Origin of the sequence: Trinickia acidisoli (assembly GCF_017315725.1) — a bacterium.
Taxonomy (GTDB): domain Bacteria; phylum Pseudomonadota; class Gammaproteobacteria; order Burkholderiales; family Burkholderiaceae; genus Trinickia; species Trinickia acidisoli.
In genome coordinates, this window is sequence record NZ_JAFLRG010000001.1 from 3,296,043 (window position 1) to 3,313,602 (window position 17,560).

Annotated in this window: 18 protein-coding genes; 14 read left to right on the top strand and 4 right to left on the bottom strand. The window is 65.2% G+C overall.

Annotated elements, in window-relative coordinates; all coding sequences use genetic code 11:
* Positions 1-155 precede the first annotated feature (155 nt).
* The 3 genes from pdxH to J3485_RS15065 all read left to right on the top strand — a co-directional run bounded on the left by pdxH (position 156) and on the right by J3485_RS15065 (position 3,418).
* Complete coding sequence (gene pdxH, locus J3485_RS15055) at positions 156-794, top strand: pyridoxamine 5'-phosphate oxidase (RefSeq protein WP_206953835.1); 639 nt, start codon at positions 156-158, stop codon at positions 792-794.
* 164 nt (positions 795-958) lie between these two features.
* Positions 959-2,179, top strand: a complete 1,221-nt coding sequence (locus J3485_RS15060) for a class I SAM-dependent methyltransferase (RefSeq protein ID WP_206953844.1) — start codon at positions 959-961, stop codon at positions 2,177-2,179.
* A gap of 39 nt (positions 2,180-2,218) precedes the next feature.
* Positions 2,219-3,418, top strand: coding sequence for a DUF72 domain-containing protein (locus J3485_RS15065; RefSeq protein ID WP_206953846.1), 1,200 nt, complete (start codon positions 2,219-2,221; stop codon positions 3,416-3,418).
* A 53-nt stretch (positions 3,419-3,471) separates the two neighbouring features.
* Here J3485_RS15065 and msrA read toward each other — a convergent pair whose 3' ends face one another.
* A complete protein-coding gene (gene msrA / locus J3485_RS15070) occupies positions 3,472-4,023 on the bottom strand; it encodes a peptide-methionine (S)-S-oxide reductase MsrA (protein WP_206953849.1) in 552 nt (183 codons plus the stop codon).
* A 284-nt stretch (positions 4,024-4,307) separates the two neighbouring features.
* Between msrA and J3485_RS15075 the strand changes: the two genes are divergently transcribed.
* The gene (locus tag J3485_RS15075) at positions 4,308-4,817 is read left to right on the top strand and encodes a flavin reductase family protein (RefSeq protein ID WP_206953851.1); all 510 of its coding nucleotides are present in this window, start codon (positions 4,308-4,310) and stop codon (positions 4,815-4,817) included.
* 76 nt (positions 4,818-4,893) lie between these two features.
* Here J3485_RS15075 and J3485_RS15080 read toward each other — a convergent pair whose 3' ends face one another.
* Both J3485_RS15080 and J3485_RS15085 read right to left on the bottom strand, forming a co-directional pair.
* Positions 4,894-5,634 (bottom strand): hypothetical protein, encoded by a 741-nt coding sequence (locus J3485_RS15080; RefSeq protein ID WP_206953852.1) that lies wholly within the window; start codon positions 5,632-5,634, stop codon positions 4,894-4,896.
* A gap of 189 nt (positions 5,635-5,823) precedes the next feature.
* Positions 5,824-6,312: an Lrp/AsnC family transcriptional regulator gene (locus J3485_RS15085; RefSeq protein ID WP_206953855.1), complete on the bottom strand. Its 489-nt coding sequence runs from the start codon at positions 6,310-6,312 to the stop codon at positions 5,824-5,826.
* Positions 6,313-6,441: 129 nt separating this feature from the next.
* On the opposite strand from J3485_RS15085, the gene kynB reads away from it, so the two are divergent.
* The 3 genes from kynB (at position 6,442) to kynA (ending at position 9,386) form a co-directional block, all read left to right on the top strand.
* Positions 6,442-7,077 (top strand): arylformamidase, encoded by a 636-nt coding sequence (kynB, locus tag J3485_RS15090; RefSeq protein WP_206953864.1) that lies wholly within the window; start codon positions 6,442-6,444, stop codon positions 7,075-7,077.
* 82 nt (positions 7,078-7,159) lie between these two features.
* Complete coding sequence (gene kynU / locus J3485_RS15095; protein ID WP_206953874.1) at positions 7,160-8,410, top strand: kynureninase; 1,251 nt, start codon at positions 7,160-7,162, stop codon at positions 8,408-8,410.
* 22 nt (positions 8,411-8,432) lie between these two features.
* Positions 8,433-9,386 carry a tryptophan 2,3-dioxygenase gene (gene kynA, locus J3485_RS15100; protein ID WP_374192442.1) on the top strand — a complete coding sequence of 318 codons (954 nt, stop codon included), beginning with the start codon at positions 8,433-8,435 and terminating at the stop codon, positions 9,384-9,386.
* 50 nt (positions 9,387-9,436) lie between these two features.
* Here kynA and gcvA read toward each other — a convergent pair whose 3' ends face one another.
* Positions 9,437-10,351, bottom strand: a complete 915-nt coding sequence (gcvA, locus tag J3485_RS15105) for a transcriptional regulator GcvA (RefSeq protein ID WP_206953887.1) — start codon at positions 10,349-10,351, stop codon at positions 9,437-9,439.
* Between the two features lie 106 nt (positions 10,352-10,457).
* On the opposite strand from gcvA, the gene J3485_RS15110 reads away from it, so the two are divergent.
* The 7 genes from J3485_RS15110 to xylB all read left to right on the top strand — a co-directional run bounded on the left by J3485_RS15110 (position 10,458) and on the right by xylB (position 17,530).
* Positions 10,458-11,060 carry a LysE family translocator gene (locus J3485_RS15110; RefSeq protein WP_206953888.1) on the top strand — a complete coding sequence of 201 codons (603 nt, stop codon included), beginning with the start codon at positions 10,458-10,460 and terminating at the stop codon, positions 11,058-11,060.
* A gap of 85 nt (positions 11,061-11,145) precedes the next feature.
* Positions 11,146-11,622 (top strand): Fur family transcriptional regulator, encoded by a 477-nt coding sequence (locus tag J3485_RS15115; protein WP_206953889.1) that lies wholly within the window; start codon positions 11,146-11,148, stop codon positions 11,620-11,622.
* 55 nt (positions 11,623-11,677) lie between these two features.
* Positions 11,678-12,595, top strand: a complete 918-nt coding sequence (locus J3485_RS15120) for a metal ABC transporter solute-binding protein (RefSeq protein WP_206953891.1) — start codon at positions 11,678-11,680, stop codon at positions 12,593-12,595.
* A gap of 3 nt (positions 12,596-12,598) precedes the next feature.
* Complete coding sequence (locus J3485_RS15125; RefSeq protein WP_206953893.1) at positions 12,599-13,525, top strand: ABC transporter ATP-binding protein; 927 nt, start codon at positions 12,599-12,601, stop codon at positions 13,523-13,525.
* The gene (locus J3485_RS15130; RefSeq protein WP_206955827.1) at positions 13,518-14,300 is read left to right on the top strand and encodes a metal ABC transporter permease; all 783 of its coding nucleotides are present in this window, start codon (positions 13,518-13,520) and stop codon (positions 14,298-14,300) included. The genes J3485_RS15125 and J3485_RS15130 overlap by 8 nt, the downstream gene beginning before the upstream one ends.
* Before the next feature lie 286 nt (positions 14,301-14,586).
* Entirely contained in the window at positions 14,587-15,990 is a 1,404-nt protein-coding gene (dalD, locus tag J3485_RS15135) for a D-arabinitol 4-dehydrogenase (protein WP_206953895.1), read from the top strand.
* A 58-nt stretch (positions 15,991-16,048) separates the two neighbouring features.
* Positions 16,049-17,530: a xylulokinase gene (xylB, locus tag J3485_RS15140; protein ID WP_206953897.1), complete on the top strand. Its 1,482-nt coding sequence runs from the start codon at positions 16,049-16,051 to the stop codon at positions 17,528-17,530.
* The last annotated feature ends 30 nt before the right edge of the window (positions 17,531-17,560 follow it).

Genomic DNA, 17,560 nt, shown 5'->3' on the forward strand with positions numbered 1-17,560 from the left:
CGAGGCCTGTATTGTGCCTCATCGAGCCGAGCCGGGCCGCTCGCATGGCGGGTGGCTGGCGTGCTCGCTTGCCCGCATTGCGGCGGCCCGACACACGGCACGTTTTTCGCGGGTTGGCTATACTGACCCCGACTGTGTAGTGGTCGCATAACAACATGACAACGCTCGCCGATCTCCGAATAGACTATGCGCGCGGCTCGCTCGATGAAACGAGCGCCGACGCCGATCCGATCCGCCAATTCGACGCCTGGTTCAAGCAGGCCTTGGACGCGCGCCTGCCCGAGCCCAACACGATGACGCTCGCCACCGTGGACGCGCGCGGCTATCCCTCGACGCGCATCGTGCTCATCAAGGGCGTCGACGAGCGCGGCTTCGTCTTCTTCACGAACTACGAAAGCCGCAAGGGGCAGGACCTGGCGGTCAATCCGCACGCGTGCCTGCTGTTCTACTGGATCGAGCTCGAGCGCCAAGTGCGTATCGAAGGCACGGTGGTGAAAACAAGCGCGCAAGAGAGCGACGCCTATTTCAACTCCCGCCCGCTGGGTTCGCGCATCGGCGCCTGGGCGTCGGATCAGAGCCGGCCGATCGAGAGCCGTGCGCTGCTCGAGGCGCGCGAGAAATCGTTTGCCGAGCGCTTCGGCGAAAGCCCGCCGCGGCCGCCGCACTGGGGCGGCTACCGTCTCGTGCCCGACACGATCGAATTCTGGCAAGGACGTCCGTCGCGACTGCACGACAGGATTCTTTACACGCGCCAAAGCGCGGGCGGCTGGCGCCTCTCGCGGCTTTCGCCGTGACGGCGAGCTGACGCGCGCCGGCGCGCTGCCCGCGTGCAACCGCGGGCGGGCAGCACGCTCGATCGTCTTTGCAAGAACCCGCCGCCCGCATTCGCGCACGCGACGCGCGGACGGCTGCTTTGCTCTACTTTGCTTTGCATTTTCAACGTACACGGAGAAAAGGCATGTTCTGGGAGAAAAAGCTGACGCAGTGGGTGGACGACGTGCGCAACAAGACGAACCTGCCGGCGCGCCTCGTCTTATGGAATGGGCAGCAACTCGACTTCGGCAGCTTTGCGGCGCCGCAGGTCACGCTGAAGGTCAACTCGGCCTCGGCGCTGCCGCTGTTGCTCGAGCCGAGCCTCGACAATCTCGGCGAAGCTTACGTGAAGGGCAAGATCGATATCGAGGGCAAGCTCTCGGACATCATCTCGATCGGCTACTCGCTCGCCAAGAACACGGTGACGAGTGCGGGCAAGCTGGCCCGCGTGCGGCGCTACTTCAATCACACGAAGACGTCGGACAAGAAGGCGATCCAATATCACTACGACGTCTCGAACGAGTTCTACAAGCTCTGGCTCGACGAGAACTTGGTTTATTCGTGTGCCTACTTCGAAAACGGCGACGAAGACCTGGGCACCGCGCAGCTCAAGAAGATCGACCACATTCTGACGAAGATTCGACTGCAACCAGGCCAGCGCCTGCTCGACATCGGCTGCGGCTGGGGTGCGCTCGTCTTGCGCGCGGCGAGCAAATTCGGCGCGCAGTGCGTCGGCGTCACGCTTTCGCAGAATCAGTTCGACCTTGCCACCGCGCGCGTGAAAGCCGCGGGCCTGGCCGACAAGATCGAAATTCGTCTGCAAGATTATCGCGACATCGAAGGGCAGTTCGACCGCATCACGAGCGTGGGCATGTTCGAGCACGTCGGGCGCAAGAACCTGCCGACCTATTTCGGCAAAATCCGCGAACTGCTCGTCGACGAAGGCATCGCGATGAACCACGGCATTACGTCCACCGACTATGACAGCGGCGAGACGGCGCTTGGCGGCGGCGAGTTCATCGATCGCTACGTGTTTCCCGACGGCGAGTTGCCGCACATCAGCCTCGCGCTCGAAGCGATGCAGCGCGGCGGGCTCGAAGCAATCGACGTGGAAAGCTTACGGCGCCATTACGCGCATACGCTCGAGATCTGGACCGAGAACTTCGAAACGCACAGCGAGAAGCTGAAAACGCTCGTCGACGACGAAAAGTTTCGGATCTGGCGCGTGTATCTGGCCGGCTGCGCTTATGCGTTCGAGAACGACGACGTCTCGCTGTTTCAGATCGTCTGCCGCAAGGCCGGCCGCAGCGCGCAGACGTTGCCTTGGTCGCGCCGCTACATGTACGATCGGCCGCTCAGCGCGTAGCGCGTGCACGAAGGGCCCGTTGCAAGGGCCCGGCATTCGATGGCAGCAAGCAAAGACAACGACGATACGCAATTCGATCTGTTCGGCCATCCGGACGCAGGCTCGCCGCAGCCGGCGTCCGAATCGCCTCGATCGGCCGCTCCCGATACCGCCCCCGACGACGGTGGCGGCCCTCCCGCCAAGCGCACCCGTCGCGCGCGAGCCGTACTCGCGGCGACACCTTCGCCCGACATGCTGGACGCCGCGCAGGCATTGCCGCGTCACGTGCATCTGGGCACGTCGTCGTGGTCGTTTCCGGGCTGGGAAGGCATCGTCTACGGCGAGGCTTACAGCGACTCGAAGCTGGCACGCGATGGTCTGACCGCCTACGGCGCGCACCCGCTGCTGCGCACGGTCAGCATCGACCGCTCGTTTTACGCGCCGCTGTCGGTGGCCGACTATCTGCGCTACGCGCAACAGGTCCCGGACGACTTCCGCTTCATCGTCAAGGCGCCGGCTTCGGTGACGGATGCCACGCTGCGGGCAGAACGCGGCGAACCGATCGCGGACAATCCCTGCTTTCTCGATGCACGGCTCGCCGCCGCCGAATTCGTGACGCCATGTATCGAAGGCCTTGGCGCCAAGGCCGGCTCGCTCGTGTTCCAGTTTCCGCCGCTGCCCGAGCGCATCCTCGCCGACCCTAGCGCATTCGTCGAACGGCTCGGCGCGTTTTTCGACGCGCTGCCGCAACTAGCGGCGGCCGGCGATGCCGGCGGTGGTGCGCCGAGCCCCTGCTACGCATTGGAGATTCGTGATGCCTGCCTGCTCACGCCGCGGCTGATCCGTATGCTGCGCGAGCGCGGCATACGCTACTGCGTGGGGCTGCATGCGCGCATGCCCGACCCCTTGCGCCAAGCGGCTGCCCTCGCGCTGCTCGACGGCGAGACGCCACGCGGGCCGCTCATCGTGCGCTGGAGCCTGCACGGCGGGTTCAAGTATGAACAAGCGAAGGCGAAGTACGAGCCGTTCAATCGGCTCGTCGATGAAGATCCGGCCACGCGCGCGGCGCTCGCCGAACTGGCCGCGCGCTACGCCATCGCCGGGCAACCCGTGCTGATCGTCACGAACAACAAAGCGGAAGGATCGGCGCCGCTCACGTGCGCGGCACTCGCGCGCGAAATCGCGGCGGCCTGCGCCCGGTTGCGGGAAGAGACGCCGCCGGACGATACGAACACGGCGGCGGCTGCGGATTTGGATTGATCACCCGCCGCAACTCGTGGCGGTGTCCGAGCACCGCCGCATCGGCTGCGGTCCTATACCCCCGGGCGCATCCAGCCGGCGAACTTCGCGCGAAACTTCGCGACTTTCGGTGCCACGACGAACGCGCAATAGCCTTGCTCGGGATGCTGAGCGAAGTACCGTTGATGGTAGGCCTCCGCCGGCCAGTAATTGCCGTCGAGCGCGTGCACTTCGGTGACGATCGGCGCGTCGTACACACGGTCGCGCTCGAGCTCGCGAATCGTCTCGAACGCAATCTCGCGCTGACGATCGCTGTGTGCAAACACGACGGACCGGTACTGCTCGCCGACGTCGTTGCCCTGCCGATTCAACTGGGTCGGGTCGTGAATCGAGAAGAAGATCTTGAGCACCTCGTGATAGCTGATCCGCGAAGGATCGAATTCGACCTTCACTACCTCGGCATGGCCGGTTCCGCCGTCGCAGACCTGCTCGTAGGTCGGCCGCTCGAGCCTGCCGCCCGCGTAGCCCGATTCAACGCTCGTCACGCCTTCGACGTCGAGATAAACGGCTTCGAGACACCAGAAGCACCCGCCGCCCAACGTGGCGGTTTCGGTTGTCTGACTCATGGCTTTCGCTCTCCTGTATCGTGCGCGGTACGGTGCAGCGCGTCATGGCGCGCACTGCGTTCCGAGAGACAAGCTTAGTGCGTTTTGAGACAAGATGGGAGCCGGCGCGCGCGTCCTCCGGCTTCCGGTGGGTGCCGGACGCGGCAAGATCGGCCGATTCCATTAAAATCTCGGCTACTCGCCGACTGACGCAACGATATTTCGACTTTGAACCTCTTCCTTTCGCCGGCCCTCCCGCATGCGTCGTATGCGGCTGCAGCACAGCACGATGGAGCCGCGGCACGATGAAGCGCGCGGCCCCTCCGAACTTCGACGCCGCCGTCTTCCGGCGCGCACTCGGTCAATTCGCCACGGGTGTGACGGTCATCACGACGCGCGCGCCGTCAGGGCAGTTGATTGGCATCACGGCAAGCTCGTTCAACTCGGTATCGCTCGATCCGCCGCTCGTGCTGTGGAGCCTGGCGACGAAATCGGCATCGATGCCCGTGTTCCGCAGCAACAGCCATTACGTCGTCAACGTGCTGTCCGACTCGCAGATCGATCTTTGCCAGCGCTTCGCCACCGTGAAAGGCGATCGTTTCGCCGGCGTTTCGCATGCGGCGGGCGACACGGGCATGCCCGTCCTCGACGGCGCACTCGCCTGGTTCGAATGTCATAACCGAAGCCGCTACGAGGAGGGCGACCACGTCATTTTCGTCGGCGAAGTGGAGCGCTGCGGCGTGCATCCCGACGCTGCCCAAATGGCGCCGCTCGTTTTTCACGGCGGCGCGTTTCATGGGTTGAAGTCGCTCTGAGCCCACTTGCTCGGCGGCAAAACGGCATGCCCGCGGCCGAGCCCGATGGGCCCCGCCGCCCACCTCCGTGCTTCGTTCAGACAACCGTTTCGAGCATCGCGCGACGATAGCGTCGGGTCGGCCCCTCCTGCGGCACGACAACCCGGTTGCCGCGCACGATCTTGACGCGTTTCTCATCGGGCAGCTTGCATCGGCCGTTCGTCGCTTCACGAAGCAGTCTGTCGAAAAAGCCGGTTGCCTCGTGCGCGACGGCGCTCGGCCCGACTCTCCGCTTTCCGGCCATCGGGTGCGTGCATCCGCGATGTTTCTCGTTCAGTTGCGTGTCGAGAATGAGTGTCGGGATCGTCAGCCATCCCGGATCGATGCCGACCGACAGCGCCTCGTGCTTGTAGCCGACGAGCCAGCCGACGTCGACGTGCCGATAAGACAAATGCGCAACGAGCCGGTCGAGAAAGTCGCCCTTGCCGACCAAGCAGCTTCGAAACGCCAGCAGGCCGACCTTCCTCAGCCCCCAGGTAGCCAGTTGCTCGGCGAACTGCGGTGCGCTCTGAAATCGATCGTCATTCTGCACACCCTCGGGACGACCGTGGCTCACGACGATCAGCTTGGTCGCAAGGTCGCTGAACGAGAGCGAATCGCGCGCGAATTCGGTGTATCCCGGCGGCAATCTGCCGGCCCACGCATGCCTTCCCGGAAAGCGATGAGAGAAACACCGGTTTGCCGGAATGGCGTAACGCATTCGCCACGCATCCGCGCACATTCGAATGGTGGCATCGGCGGGATCGAGGAGCAATACGGCCGCTTCGTTCCATTTCAATTTTTGCCTCCGTTGCAATTGGGACGAGCGGCCAAGCTAGACGCGGGCGACGCGCGCCCGCCTTCCGGCCTCGCCATCTCGGACCCAATTACCCCCAGGGCGGGAGATTCTCCGATTCTTCTCAAGTCCTGCTCCGGAGCGCATACGGCTGCAACTGCCGATGCGGCGGCGCCACGCGGCAGGTACGCGCTAGTGCTGCGGCTCCCGAACCGGCACCGGAACACCCGAATCTTCCTTCAGCGTTTGCAGCACGATGTTGGAGCGAATGTCCATCACGCCGGGTGCCTTATACAGCTTGGAGAGCACGAACTCGGAGTAATGCTTGAGGTTCTGCGCGAGCACGCGCAGTACGTAGTGGCTCTCGCCCGTCACGACGAACGCGCCGACCACCTCGGGCCACGCCCGCACCGCTTCCGCGAAACGCTCGTGCCAATTCTCCTGATCGTTGCGCATCGAAACCTGAACGAAAGCCTCGAGTTCGAAACCGAGCGCTTCTCGATTCAGACACGCCCGGTAGCGCGCGATGACACCCTGCTCTTCGAGCAACCGCAGTCGGCGCAGACAGGCCGACGGCGACAGCGAGATGCGGTCGGCCAGATCGAGGTTGCTGATCCGGCCTTCGTTCTGTAGGACGCTCAGAATACGGCAATCGGTGGCGTCCAGCGAGATCGCGTTCATTTTTGGCCCCCTTTTTAGGTTTATCTCGAATTATGTTCTAGTCTGCCCGGTTAGGGGCGAGAATTTCGCAAGCACTTTGCGCGCGAAGTTGCCTATCATCCTCGCAAGCTTCCCGATAAGTGAGGAGACATGCAGGAGACGATCTGGGACATCTCGCCGCCGCTCGACACGCGCACGCCGATCTGGCCTGGCGATACGCCCGTCGGCATCGAACGAATCTGGCGGATGGAGGCGGGCTCGCCCGTCAATGTCGCCCGGCTGACGTGCTCGCCGCACACGGGCGCGCACGCCGACGCGCCGCTGCACTACGACGCCGAGGGTGCCGCGATCGGCGCCGTGCCGCTTACGCCCTATCTCGGCCCATGCCGCGTCGTCCATTGCATCGGCGCAGGGCCGCTCGTATTGCCCGAGCACGTGGTGCCGTATGCCGACGCCCTGCCGCCGCGCGTGTTGCTGCGCACCTACGAGCGCGCACCCGTCACGCATTGGGACGCAGCGTTTTGCGCGGTCGCGGCGCAGACGATCGACTTTCTCGCCGAGCACGGCGTCATGTTGATCGGCATCGATACGCCTTCGCTCGATCCTCAGGATTCCAAAACGATGGATGCGCACGGCCGCGTGCGGACGCATCGCATGTCGATCCTCGAAGGACTCGTGCTCGATGCCGTCGCGCCGGGCGACTACGAGTTGATTGCGCTGCCGCTCAAGTTCACGACGCTCGACGCGAGCCCCGTGCGCGCGGTGCTGCGCGCCCGCGTTGCCTAGCCTTGCGGCGCGCCGGGGCCCTCCGAGCATACCGAACGAAGCCTACCCTTTTCCATTGCCTCGACTTTTTCGAATCGACTTCATGAAGACCCGTGCCGAAGCTATCGCGCTCGATCGCGACGATCCCCTTGCCCCCTTGCGCGACCGGTTCGCGTTAGCGCCCGACGTCATCTACCTCGACGGCAACTCGCTCGGCGTGCCGCCCGCGGCCGCCGCCGCGCGCGCGCAGGCCGTCATCGCCCGCGAGTGGACCGAAGGGCTCATTCGCAGTTGGAACGCGGCGGGCTGGTTCGCGCTGCCGCGCCGTCTCGGCGACAAGCTCGCGCCGCTGGTCGGCGCCGCGCAAGACGAACTCGTCGTCACCGACACGATTTCCGTCAATCTGTTCAAGCTGCTGTCGGCGGCGCTGAGGATGGCCAACGATCGCGATCCGCGCCGCCGCGTGATCGTCTCCGAGCGTGCGAATTTCCCGACCGATCTCTATATCGCGCAGGGGCTCATCGAGCAGCTCGATCGCGGCTACTCGCTGCGCCTCGTCGACGATCCCGCCGAGTTGCCCGGTGCCATCGGTGAAGACACGGCCGTCGCGATGATCACGCACGTGAACTATCGAACGGGCTACATGCACGACATGGCCGCGCTCACGCAGATCATCGCCCGTGCCGGCGCGCTCGCGCTGTGGGACCTCGCGCATTCGGCCGGCGCCGTGCCCGTCGATTTGAACGCCGTGCATGCCGATTTCGCCGTGGGCTGCACCTACAAGTACCTGAACGGCGGCCCCGGCTCGCCGGCGTTCGCGTGGGTCCCCAAGCGCCACCAGGATGCGCTCGCACAGCCGCTGTCGGGCTGGTGGGGGCATGCCGCGCCGTTCGAGATGAATCCCGTCTATACGCCGGGCCAGGGCATCGGCCGCTTTCTGTGCGGCACGCAGCCGATCGTCTCGATGTCGCTCGTCGAAGCCGGGCTCGACGTCTTCCTTGAAACCAACATGCAGACGATTCGACGCAAATCGCTCGCGCTGACCGATGCATTCATCGATCTCGTCCAAACGCGTTGCGAGCGACATCCGCTGACGCTCGTCACGCCGCGCGCGCATGCGCAGCGCGGCTCGCACGTGAGCGTGGAACACCCGCACGGTTACGAAGTCATGCAAGCGCTGATCGCGCGCGGCGTGATCGGCGACTATCGCGAGCCGCGTGTGCTGCGCTTCGGCTTCACGCCGCTTTATACGCGCTTCGTCGACGTCTGGGATGCCGTCGAGACGCTGCGCGACGTACTCGATACCGATGCCTGGCGCGCGCCCGAGCATGCCGCTCGCCATTCGGTTACCTAAGGAGTCCTAAATGACTGGACATATGCGCCTATCGGACATACCCGAAACCACGGAGCCCGCACCGCAGGCTATGGGCGGCTGCCCGTTCGGACATGGCGGCGAGCCGGCGGTAGGGGACGTATCGAGCAAGGCTGCGCCGCACGTACCCGCGAGCGACGCGGGCTGGCACGATGCGCAGCTCGACTTCTCGAAGTCGATGAGCTACGGCGACTATCTTTCGCTCGACGCAATCCTGCACGCGCAGCATCCGCTCTCGCCCGACCACAACGAGATGCTGTTCATCGTCCAGCATCAAACGAGCGAGCTCTGGATGAAGCTGGCGCTCTACGAGCTGCGCGCGGCGCTGAGCTGCGTGCGGCGCGACGAGTTGCCGCCCGCGTTCAAGATGCTTGCGCGCGTCTCGCGCATCATGGAGCAACTCGTGCAAGCATGGAGCGTGCTCGCGACGATGACGCCCTCCGAATACACGGCGATGCGCCCCTACCTCGGTTCATCGTCGGGGTTTCAGTCGTATCAATACCGGCAGATCGAATTCGTGCTCGGCAACAAGAACGCGCAGATGCTCAAGCCGCATGCGCATCGGCCCGACGTGTACGCCGAAGTGAAAGCGGCGCTCGAAGCGCCGTCGTTCTACGACGAGGTGGTGAGCCTGCTCGCGCGCCGCGGCTTTTCGATCGCGCCCGAGCGGCTCGAACGCGATTGGACGCAGCCGACCGCTCACGACGCATCGGTCGAAGCGGCGTGGCTCGAGGTCTATCGCAATCCGTCGCAGCATTGGGAGCTCTACGAGATGGCGGAGGAGCTCGTCGATCTCGAAGACGCGTTCCGCCAATGGCGCTTCAGACACGTCACGACGGTCGAGCGGATCATCGGCTACAAGCAAGGCACGGGCGGCACGAGCGGCGCGTCTTATCTGCGCAAGATGCTCGACGTCGTGTTGTTTCCGGAGCTGTGGCACGTGCGGACGGTGCTCTGAAGCAAAGGCTCCCTAGCTTCGGGCACCAACGCTAAGCGAAGCCGAGCGGTTCACACCGACTCGCCTATACGCACGCTCGGCTCGACGCCCCGCCCCGCCTGCGCGAGCAGCCATGCACGAAATACCGCGACGTCGAAGCGCTGCGCCTTGGCGAGCGGATAAACAAGCCAATAGCTGTAATCGTTCGGCATCGCCTGCGCAAACGGCCGCACCAAGCGGCCTGCGCGTAGATCATCGTCGGCAAGCGTCAGCCGGCCGAGCGCAACGCCTTGTCCTTGCACGGCCGCCCGCAAGACGAGCGCCGCGTCGTCGAAAGCGAGACCGGCTTCGAGATCGATATCGGCAACGCCCGCGTGATCGCACCAGATGCGCCATGCGTCGCTCGGCGTATCGTGCAGCAAGCGCACGTGCCGAAGATCGCCAAGCTCGCGCAGCGCCGGCGGCCCCGACGCCACCGACGGCGCGCAGACGGGGCTCAACGATTCACGCGCGATCAGCTCCGCGTTCAAGCCCGGCCATCGACCAAGACCTGAACGAATGCCAAGATCGAAGCGATCGTCGGCGCCATCCCAGCGTTGCTTGGATGCAGTCAGTTTCAGGTCGATGTCGGGATGCTGCGCGCGAAACGCATCGAGCCGCGGCACGAGCCAGCATGCGGCGAACGACGGCAGCACCGTGATGCGCAGCGGTGCCTGCGCGCCCTCCTTCACACGCGCCGTCGCGGCCGCGATTCGATCGAGCGCGACCGAAATGTCGGCGAGATATGCACGCCCTTGCGCTGTGATCGTCAGCGCGTGACCGCGCCGCTCGAACAATCGGAGTCCTAACCATTGCTCGAGCTGACGGACTTGATGGCTGATCGCCGCCTGCGTGACATGCAGCTCGGCGGCCGCCTGAGTGAAGTTCAAATGACGCGCGGCGGCCTCGAAGGCTCGCACCGCGCCCAATGGAGGCAAGCGACGCATGCGCTCGATAATCGCATGTTATCGAGTCGATGAAAATACGTCGCTTGGTCGAACGCGCGAACCTGCGTCTAATGATCGCCACCCATCGATCGTTAAAGGAGACCGCATGGTTTCGCTGCAAATTTGGACGCTCATCGTCGGCTTCTCGGTACCGATGATCATCAGCCCCGGACCCGGCAATACCCTGCTCGCAACGGCGGGCGGGCGCTTCGGCGTAAGGGGTACCGCGCCGTTCTGGTTCGGCTTCGAAGCTGCCAATTTCATCTGGTGTCTCGTCTACGGCTTCGAATTGAGCCGGCTGCTGCACGATGCACCGGCGGCCGCGCACGTGCTCAAGTGGGCCGGCATCACCTATACGCTCTATCTCGCCTATGGTTTCGTCAAACCGTCGGCATCGGGCAAGAAAGCGGCCATGCCGAGGTTGTCGGCACTCGACGGCTTTTTGTCGGTCTCGCTCAATCCGAAAATCCATTCGATGATTTTCGTGCTGTTCTCTCAATTCCTGCGGCTCGACATCCCGCTCGTGCAACAAGTGCTGCAGATCACGCTCGTCTTCACGCTCCTTTGCATCGTGTGTCACTTTCCCTGGGTCTATGGCGGGCACGTCATATTCGATCGCTTCAACGGTGAAAGGTCGGTCAAGCTGCAAGGCTATCTGTTCGGTGGATGCTTGGCGGCTGTCGCCGTCGTTCTCGCGTTCACCACGTAACTTCGCGCCGACATCGTCCTCGTCCCGCTGCGCGACGCGATGATATGTTATATCATCGCGATCACGAATGACTTCGGACGATGCCATGTCAGCCGACGCCCTACCCTTAAACGAGCGCCTTACCCGCGCCGACGTATTTGCCGCCGAGCACGGCCTGGCGCTCACGCAGTTGCGGCGCCAGGTCTACGCGCTCGTTGTTGCCGCCGGCAAGCCGATCGGCGCGTATGACTTGCTCGCCGCACTCGAGCCCGAGCGCGGACGCGTGCCGCCCACGACCGTTTATCGCGCGCTCGATTTTCTCGTCGAGCACGGTTTCGTTCATCGAATCGAATCGCGCAATGCCTTCGTCGCATGCTGCGAAGTCGGCAAGCCGCATCAAAGCCAGTTCCTTATCTGCGAACGCTGCGGCGACACGCTCGAGATTCCCGGGGAGGAGCTTGCCGAGCGCCTCTCGTCCACGCCGCCCGCGCACGGCTTCGAAGTGCACAAGCAAGTCGTCGAGTTGAGTGGCCTGTGCGGCGACTGCCAACATCGGCGTGGCGAGCACACGCATCGGCGATGACGCGCCCGGCATCGCCGCTTGTTTTCGGCTTCTTTTCGAATAATTAGGAGAACGAATGAAATTGACGGACCACACCGGCGGCGCGGCAAGCTTTGCCCGCCGATTGACGAAGCGGGCCGCGCTCGGACTGGCCGCGCTCGCGTTGAGTGGCGCCGCGCTCGCGCAAGGCGCCCCGATTCGAATCGTTGCCGCCGAGAATTTTTACGGCGACGTCGCCAAGCAACTCGGCGGCAGCCACGTGTCCGTCACGAGCATTCTCAGCAATCCCGATCAAGATCCGCACCTGTTCGAGGCGAGCCCGAAAACGGCACGGGATCTGCACTGGGCTACGCTCGTCGTCTACAACGGCGCCGATTACGATCCGTGGATGGACAAGCTGCTCGCCGCCTCGTCGAACGACAAGCGCGCGGTCATCGTCGCGGCCGATTTGGTCGGCAAGAAGGCCGGCGACAATCCGCACCTGTGGTACGACCCGCAAACGATGCCCGCCGTCGCGAAGCAGATCGTCGCGGCGCTCGATCGCGCGGATGCCGCGCACAAAGCCGACTACGATAAAAACCTCGCGCAATTGCTCGCTTCGCTCAAGCCGATCGACGACAAGGTCGCGGCGCTGAAGGCGAAATATCAGGGTGTCCCCGTCACCGCCACGGAACCCGTGTTCGGCTACATGTCCGATGCCATCGGCCTGCAGATGCGCAACGCGCGGTTTCAACTCGCCGTCATGAACGACACCGAGCCGAGCGCCTCCGACATCGCGGCGTTCGAGCAAGATCTGCGCGGGCGCCGAGTGCGCGTGCTCATCTACAACAGCCAGGCCACGGAAGCGCTGACCAAACGCATGCTCGCGCTCGCCAAGCATTCGGGCGTGCCGGCTATGAGCGTTACGGAAACGGAGCCCGCCGGCAAGACATTTCAGCAATGGATGCTCGGCCAGTTGGAGACGCTGTCGGCCGCGCTCGGCCAGACGAATTAACCGATGAACACTGTGCACGACACCCGCCGGCCCACCGAACGCAAACTCGAACTCGAGCTCGACCGCGTCTCGCTCGAACTCGCTGGGCGCGCAATTTTGCGCGACGTCAGCCTCTCGATCGACCAGGGCGAATTCGTCGGCGTGCTCGGCCCCAATGGGGCCGGCAAGACGACGCTGATGCGCGCCGTGCTGGGCCTCGTGCCACTCGCTCAAGGCGCGATTCGCATCGGCGGACGCCCCGTCGAACGCGGCAATCCGTCTATCGGCTACATGCCGCAAACGCGCAGCGCGCTCGCAAGCCGGCGTGTGCTCGGGCGCGATTTCGTCGCCATGGCCGCCGACGGGCATCGCTGGGGGTTGCCCATCGCCGATACCGCAACGCGTGCGGATGTCGAGCGCGTGCTCGATCTCGTCGGCGCGCGCACGCTCGCGTCGCGACCGCTGTCGGAGCTCTCCGGGGGCGAGCGCCAGCGCTTGCTGCTCGCGCAATGCTTGCTCGGCAACCCGCGGCTGCTGCTCCTCGACGAGCCGCTCATCAGCCTCGATCCGCATCACCAGCGCAGCGTCGTCGAACTCGTACGGCGCGTGCAACGCGAACTCGGCATCACCGTGCTCTTTTCCGCTCACGAACTGAACCCGCTGCTCAACGCGATCGATCGCGTCCTTTATCTGGGCAGCGGTGCGGCGGCACTCGGCACGGTCGACGAAGTGATCACGCGGCCCGTGCTGTCGCGGCTGTACGGTTCGCCGATCGACGTGATGCGCGTGAACGGCCGCATCTTCGTGATGTCGGGCGACGTCGAAGTCGAGAAACACGACCACGAGCACGAAAGCGATGCGAACGGCGCCGAGGGCCACAGCCACGCGCACGGACACGAGCATGGCGCTCATGGCCACGACCATTCACACGGACACACGCACGATGTTTGAATACGACTTCATGGTGAACGCGTTTGCGGCGTCGGGGATCGTCGCCGTGCTCGCGGGCATCGTCGGCTACTTCCTCGTGATGCGTGGGCAGACCTTCGCCGGCCACGCGCTATCGCACGTCGGCTTCACGGGTGCGACGGGGGCCGTGCTCGTCGGCATCTCGCCGCTTTGGGGCATGGTCGGCTTCACGCTCGCGGCCGGGGTCTCGATGGGCGCGCTCGGCGAGCGGCTGTCGGGCCGCGACGTGGCGATCGGCGTCGTGCTCTCGCTCGCGCTCGGCTGCGGCTTGCTGTTCTTGCACTTCTTCACGGCGTACGCGACGCAGGTCACGGCGCTGCTGTTCGGCAACGTCCTGGGTGTGACGCATTCGACGCTCGTGGTGCTCGCCGGCATCGCCGCCGCGAGTCTCATCGCACTGGGTTCGATCATGCGGCCGTTGCTATTCGCGACGCTGCAACCGGAACTCGCCGAAGCCAAGGGCGTCTCGCTGCGCCTCGTCTCGATGCTGTTTCTCGCGATTGCGGCGCTGGCCGTGGCCGCTTGCACGCAGATCGTCGGCGTGCTGCTCGTGTTCACGCTGATGGTCGGTCCGGCCGCCGCCGCTCAAAATCTGACGACGCGGCTAGCAAGCGGTGTCGGCCTGGCCGCGCTGTTTGCGCTCGCGCAAGCTTGGCTCGGCGTGACGCTGGCGTTCTATACCGATTGGCCGACGAGTTTCTGGATCACCGCGCTCTCCGCGCTCGTGTACGGCGCGAGTTTGTTGCGCCGGCGGTGATCGGCGTCGGAGGCCTGCGCTTTCGTACTACCTTACGCCCTACCTAGCGCCCCAATCCGCCATTGGGGCCGCGCCCCACCCCCGCTTTTCTGTTTTTGGCGCGCGCCGCCCCCCCTCGCTGCGGCGCGCCTTGACTTTCGCTCGCCGCAAACCGATCATTCGCTCATTCAGCGAACAAAAGATCCAATCGGATCCGGCGGCGCCCAGCCCGCCGCACTCACCGTTGCTGAGGCGTGGGTCGTCGGCGTTCGCGCGCTTGGCTTCGCGCCCACATAGGAGACAAACGATGGTCAATACGCGCGGCACCGGCTCGAACGTCATCTTGCACTTGGGCGCAGGCTCGTTTCATCGCGCCCACCAAGCGTGGTATCTGCATCGGCTGAATGCGGCCGCAGCGCCGGGCGAGGCGCGATGGTCACTGACGGTCGGGAACATCCGCGGCGACATGAATGCGGTGCTCGAGGCGCTCACGAAGCAGCACGGTGTCTATACGCTAGAAACGGTCACGCCACAGGGCGAGCGCGCCTACGAGACGATCCGTTCGATCGAGCGCGTGCTGCCTTGGTCGCCTACCCTCGAACCGCTCGTCGAGGCCGGGTGCGATCCAACCTGCAAGATCATTTCGTTCACGGTGACCGAAGGCGGCTATTACCTCGACGAACACGACCGACTCGACACGTCGAACCCGGACCTCGCCGCGGACCTGGCCGGCGCGCGCACGACGATCTACGGCGCGTTGGCCGCCATTCTCGACGCGCGGCGCGCGCGCGGCGCGGGCCCCGTCACCCTGCAAAGCTGCGACAACCTGCGCAGCAACGGCGAGCGCTTCGAAGCGGGCATGCGCGCGTTTCTCGCGGCGCGCGGTGCGACGGCACTCGCCGCGTGGTTCGATGCGAACACTACCTGTCCGAATTCGATGGTCGATCGGATCACGCCACGCCCGACCGACGAGGTCCGCGCGCGCGTGCTCGAGGCGACCGGCGTGCCCGATGCCTGCCCCGTCATGGGCGAGGCGTTCATTCAGTGGGTCATCGAGGATCGCTTCAAGGCCGGACGACCCGCGTGGGAGCGGGTGGGCGCCGAGCTCGTCGAATCGGTCCTGCCGTACGAGGAAGCCAAGATCCGCATCCTGAACGCGAGCCATAGCTGCATCGCATGGGCCGGCACGCTCGTCGGCCACACGTACATCCACGAGGGCACGCTCGATGCCGACGTGCGCCGATTCGCCTACGAATACGTGACGCAAGACGTCATCCCCAGCCTCACGCCGAGCCCGCTCGATCTGGCGCGGTACCGCGACGTCGTGCTCGATCGCTTCAGCAACCCGTACATTCAGGACACGAATCAGCGCGTCGCGGCCGATGGTTTTTCGAAAATTCCCGGCTTCATCGCACCGACGCTCGCCGAATGCTTCGCACGCAACGCGCAGCCCGATGCCACGGCGATCTTGCCGGCCCTGTTCTTTCGCTTCCTCGACCGGTGGCGTCAAGGCACGCTGCCTTACACGTATCAAGACGGCCTACTCGACGAAGCCGCCGTTCGTGCTTGGTTCGAGTCATCCGATCCGCTCGCGCAGTTCTGCACATCGCGTTTGCTCTGGGGCGGCTTGGCACAGGATGCGCGGCTCACGCGCGTGATCGAAGCGGCGCTCGAACGCGTCGACGCGTGGCTGGAATCACGGCTAAAGTAGCGCAATCCCGTTTTTTTCGACTCCGTCACGAATCGCATCGACCAAGAGGCCGCCCGCCATGTATCTCGGCATCGACCTAGGCACGTCCGAAGTCAAAGTGTTGTTGCTCTCGGCCGACGCGCGCGTGCTCGCCACTGCGGGCTCGCCGTTTCACGTATCGCGCCCGCATCCGCGCTGGGCCGAGCAAGACCCGGCCGACTGGTGGCGCGGCACCTGCGAGGCGATCGCCAAGCTGCGCGCCGTGTGCCCCGACGCCTTCGCTCAGGTGCGCGGCATCGGCCTATCCGGCCAGATGCACGGCGCCGTGCTGCTCGACGCGGCCGATCGCGTATTGCGCCCGGCCATCCTCTGGAACGACATGCGCAGCGTCGAAGAATGCGACGAGCTCACGCGGCGCGCGCCCGAACTGCATGCCATCGCCGGCAACCTAGCCATGCCGGGCTTCACCGCGCCCAAGCTGCTGTGGGTCGCGCGGCACGAGCCCGATCTATTCGCACGCACAGCGTGCGTCTTGCTGCCGAAAGACTACCTGCGCCTGCGCATGACCGGCGAGAAGGTATCCGATCCTTCCGATGCCGCCGGCACGCTCTGGCTCGACGTCGCGCGCCGAGACTGGTCCGACGCGTTGCTCGGCGCCTGCGACATGCGCCGCGCGCAGATGCCGCGGCTCGCCGAGGGCAGTGCGCCGTCCGGCGTGCTGAGCGCCGAGATCGCGCGCGAGTGGGGCCTCTCGGGCGAAGTCGTCGTCGCGGCCGGCGGCGGCGACAACGCGACGAGCGCGATCGGCATCGGCGCGACCGAGCCGGGCGACGGCTTCGTCTCGCTCGGCACGTCGGGCGTGCTGTGCGTGGTCGGCGATCGCTTTTCGCCGAACCCGGCGTCGGCGGTTCATGCGTTCTGTCATGCGATTCCCGATCGCTGGCATCAGATGAGCGTCGTCCTCTCTGCCGCGAGTTGCCTGCGCTGGGTCTGCAAGCTGACCGGCACCGACGAACCGACGCTCGTCGGCGAAGCCGCGGCGCTCGCCCCGGAAGCGCGCGACGCGGCGCCCATCTTCCTGCCGTATTTATCGGGCGAGCGCACGCCCCATAACGATCCCTATGCGCAAGGCGTGTTTTTCGGCATGACGCATGCAACCGATCGCGCGCTGCTCGGCTACTCGGTGCTCGAAGGCGTCACGCTCGCGCTGACCGACGGCCTCGATGCGCTGGCCGCGGCCGGTACAGCGCCGAGCGCGCTCTCGCTGCTAGGCGGCGGCGCGCGCAGCGCGTTCTGGGCGCAACTGCTCGCCGACGCCTTGTCGACGCCGACGCGCCAGCACGGCGGCGGCGAAACGGGTGCGGCACTCGGTGCGGCGCGCTTGGGCTGGCTCGCGGCCGGCGGCAATCCGCGCGAGGTGCTCGCCAAGCCACCCGTAGTCGCGCAATTCACGCCGAACGCGCAGCGTCACGCCCCATTGCGCGCGCGCCTGCACGCATACCGCGAGCTCTACCGTCACGTGCGGCCGTTGTTCGAGCCGTCGCGTGCGCGGCTCGCTTGATTTTTTCTCCCTCTCTCGCAGCTTCATCCG

What these genes read in the sequence shown, in the direction of transcription:
- kynU (WP_206953874.1), top strand. Translation starts at nt 7,160, where the DNA reads ATGAAGACCCGTGCCGAAGCTATCGCGCTCGATCGCGACGATCCCCTT.
- xylB (WP_206953897.1), top strand. Translation starts at nt 16,049, where the DNA reads ATGTATCTCGGCATCGACCTAGGCACGTCCGAAGTCAAAGTGTTGTTG.
- gcvA (WP_206953887.1), bottom strand. Translation starts at nt 10,351, where the DNA reads ATGCGTCGCTTGCCTCCATTGGGCGCGGTGCGAGCCTTCGAGGCCGCC.
- J3485_RS15085 (WP_206953855.1), bottom strand. Translation starts at nt 6,312, where the DNA reads ATGAACGCGATCTCGCTGGACGCCACCGATTGCCGTATTCTGAGCGTC.
- kynA (WP_374192442.1), top strand. Translation starts at nt 8,433, where the DNA reads ATGCGCCTATCGGACATACCCGAAACCACGGAGCCCGCACCGCAGGCT.
- kynB (WP_206953864.1), top strand. Translation starts at nt 6,442, where the DNA reads ATGCAGGAGACGATCTGGGACATCTCGCCGCCGCTCGACACGCGCACG.
- msrA (WP_206953849.1), bottom strand. Translation starts at nt 4,023, where the DNA reads ATGAGTCAGACAACCGAAACCGCCACGTTGGGCGGCGGGTGCTTCTGG.
- J3485_RS15110 (WP_206953888.1), top strand. Translation starts at nt 10,458, where the DNA reads ATGGTTTCGCTGCAAATTTGGACGCTCATCGTCGGCTTCTCGGTACCG.
- J3485_RS15130 (WP_206955827.1), top strand. Translation starts at nt 13,518, where the DNA reads ATGTTTGAATACGACTTCATGGTGAACGCGTTTGCGGCGTCGGGGATC.
- dalD (WP_206953895.1), top strand. Translation starts at nt 14,587, where the DNA reads ATGGTCAATACGCGCGGCACCGGCTCGAACGTCATCTTGCACTTGGGC.
- J3485_RS15065 (WP_206953846.1), top strand. Translation starts at nt 2,219, where the DNA reads ATGGCAGCAAGCAAAGACAACGACGATACGCAATTCGATCTGTTCGGC.
- J3485_RS15120 (WP_206953891.1), top strand. Translation starts at nt 11,678, where the DNA reads ATGAAATTGACGGACCACACCGGCGGCGCGGCAAGCTTTGCCCGCCGA.
- J3485_RS15115 (WP_206953889.1), top strand. Translation starts at nt 11,146, where the DNA reads ATGTCAGCCGACGCCCTACCCTTAAACGAGCGCCTTACCCGCGCCGAC.
- J3485_RS15125 (WP_206953893.1), top strand. Translation starts at nt 12,599, where the DNA reads ATGAACACTGTGCACGACACCCGCCGGCCCACCGAACGCAAACTCGAA.
- J3485_RS15075 (WP_206953851.1), top strand. Translation starts at nt 4,308, where the DNA reads ATGAAGCGCGCGGCCCCTCCGAACTTCGACGCCGCCGTCTTCCGGCGC.
- pdxH (WP_206953835.1), top strand. Translation starts at nt 156, where the DNA reads ATGACAACGCTCGCCGATCTCCGAATAGACTATGCGCGCGGCTCGCTC.
- J3485_RS15060 (WP_206953844.1), top strand. Translation starts at nt 959, where the DNA reads ATGTTCTGGGAGAAAAAGCTGACGCAGTGGGTGGACGACGTGCGCAAC.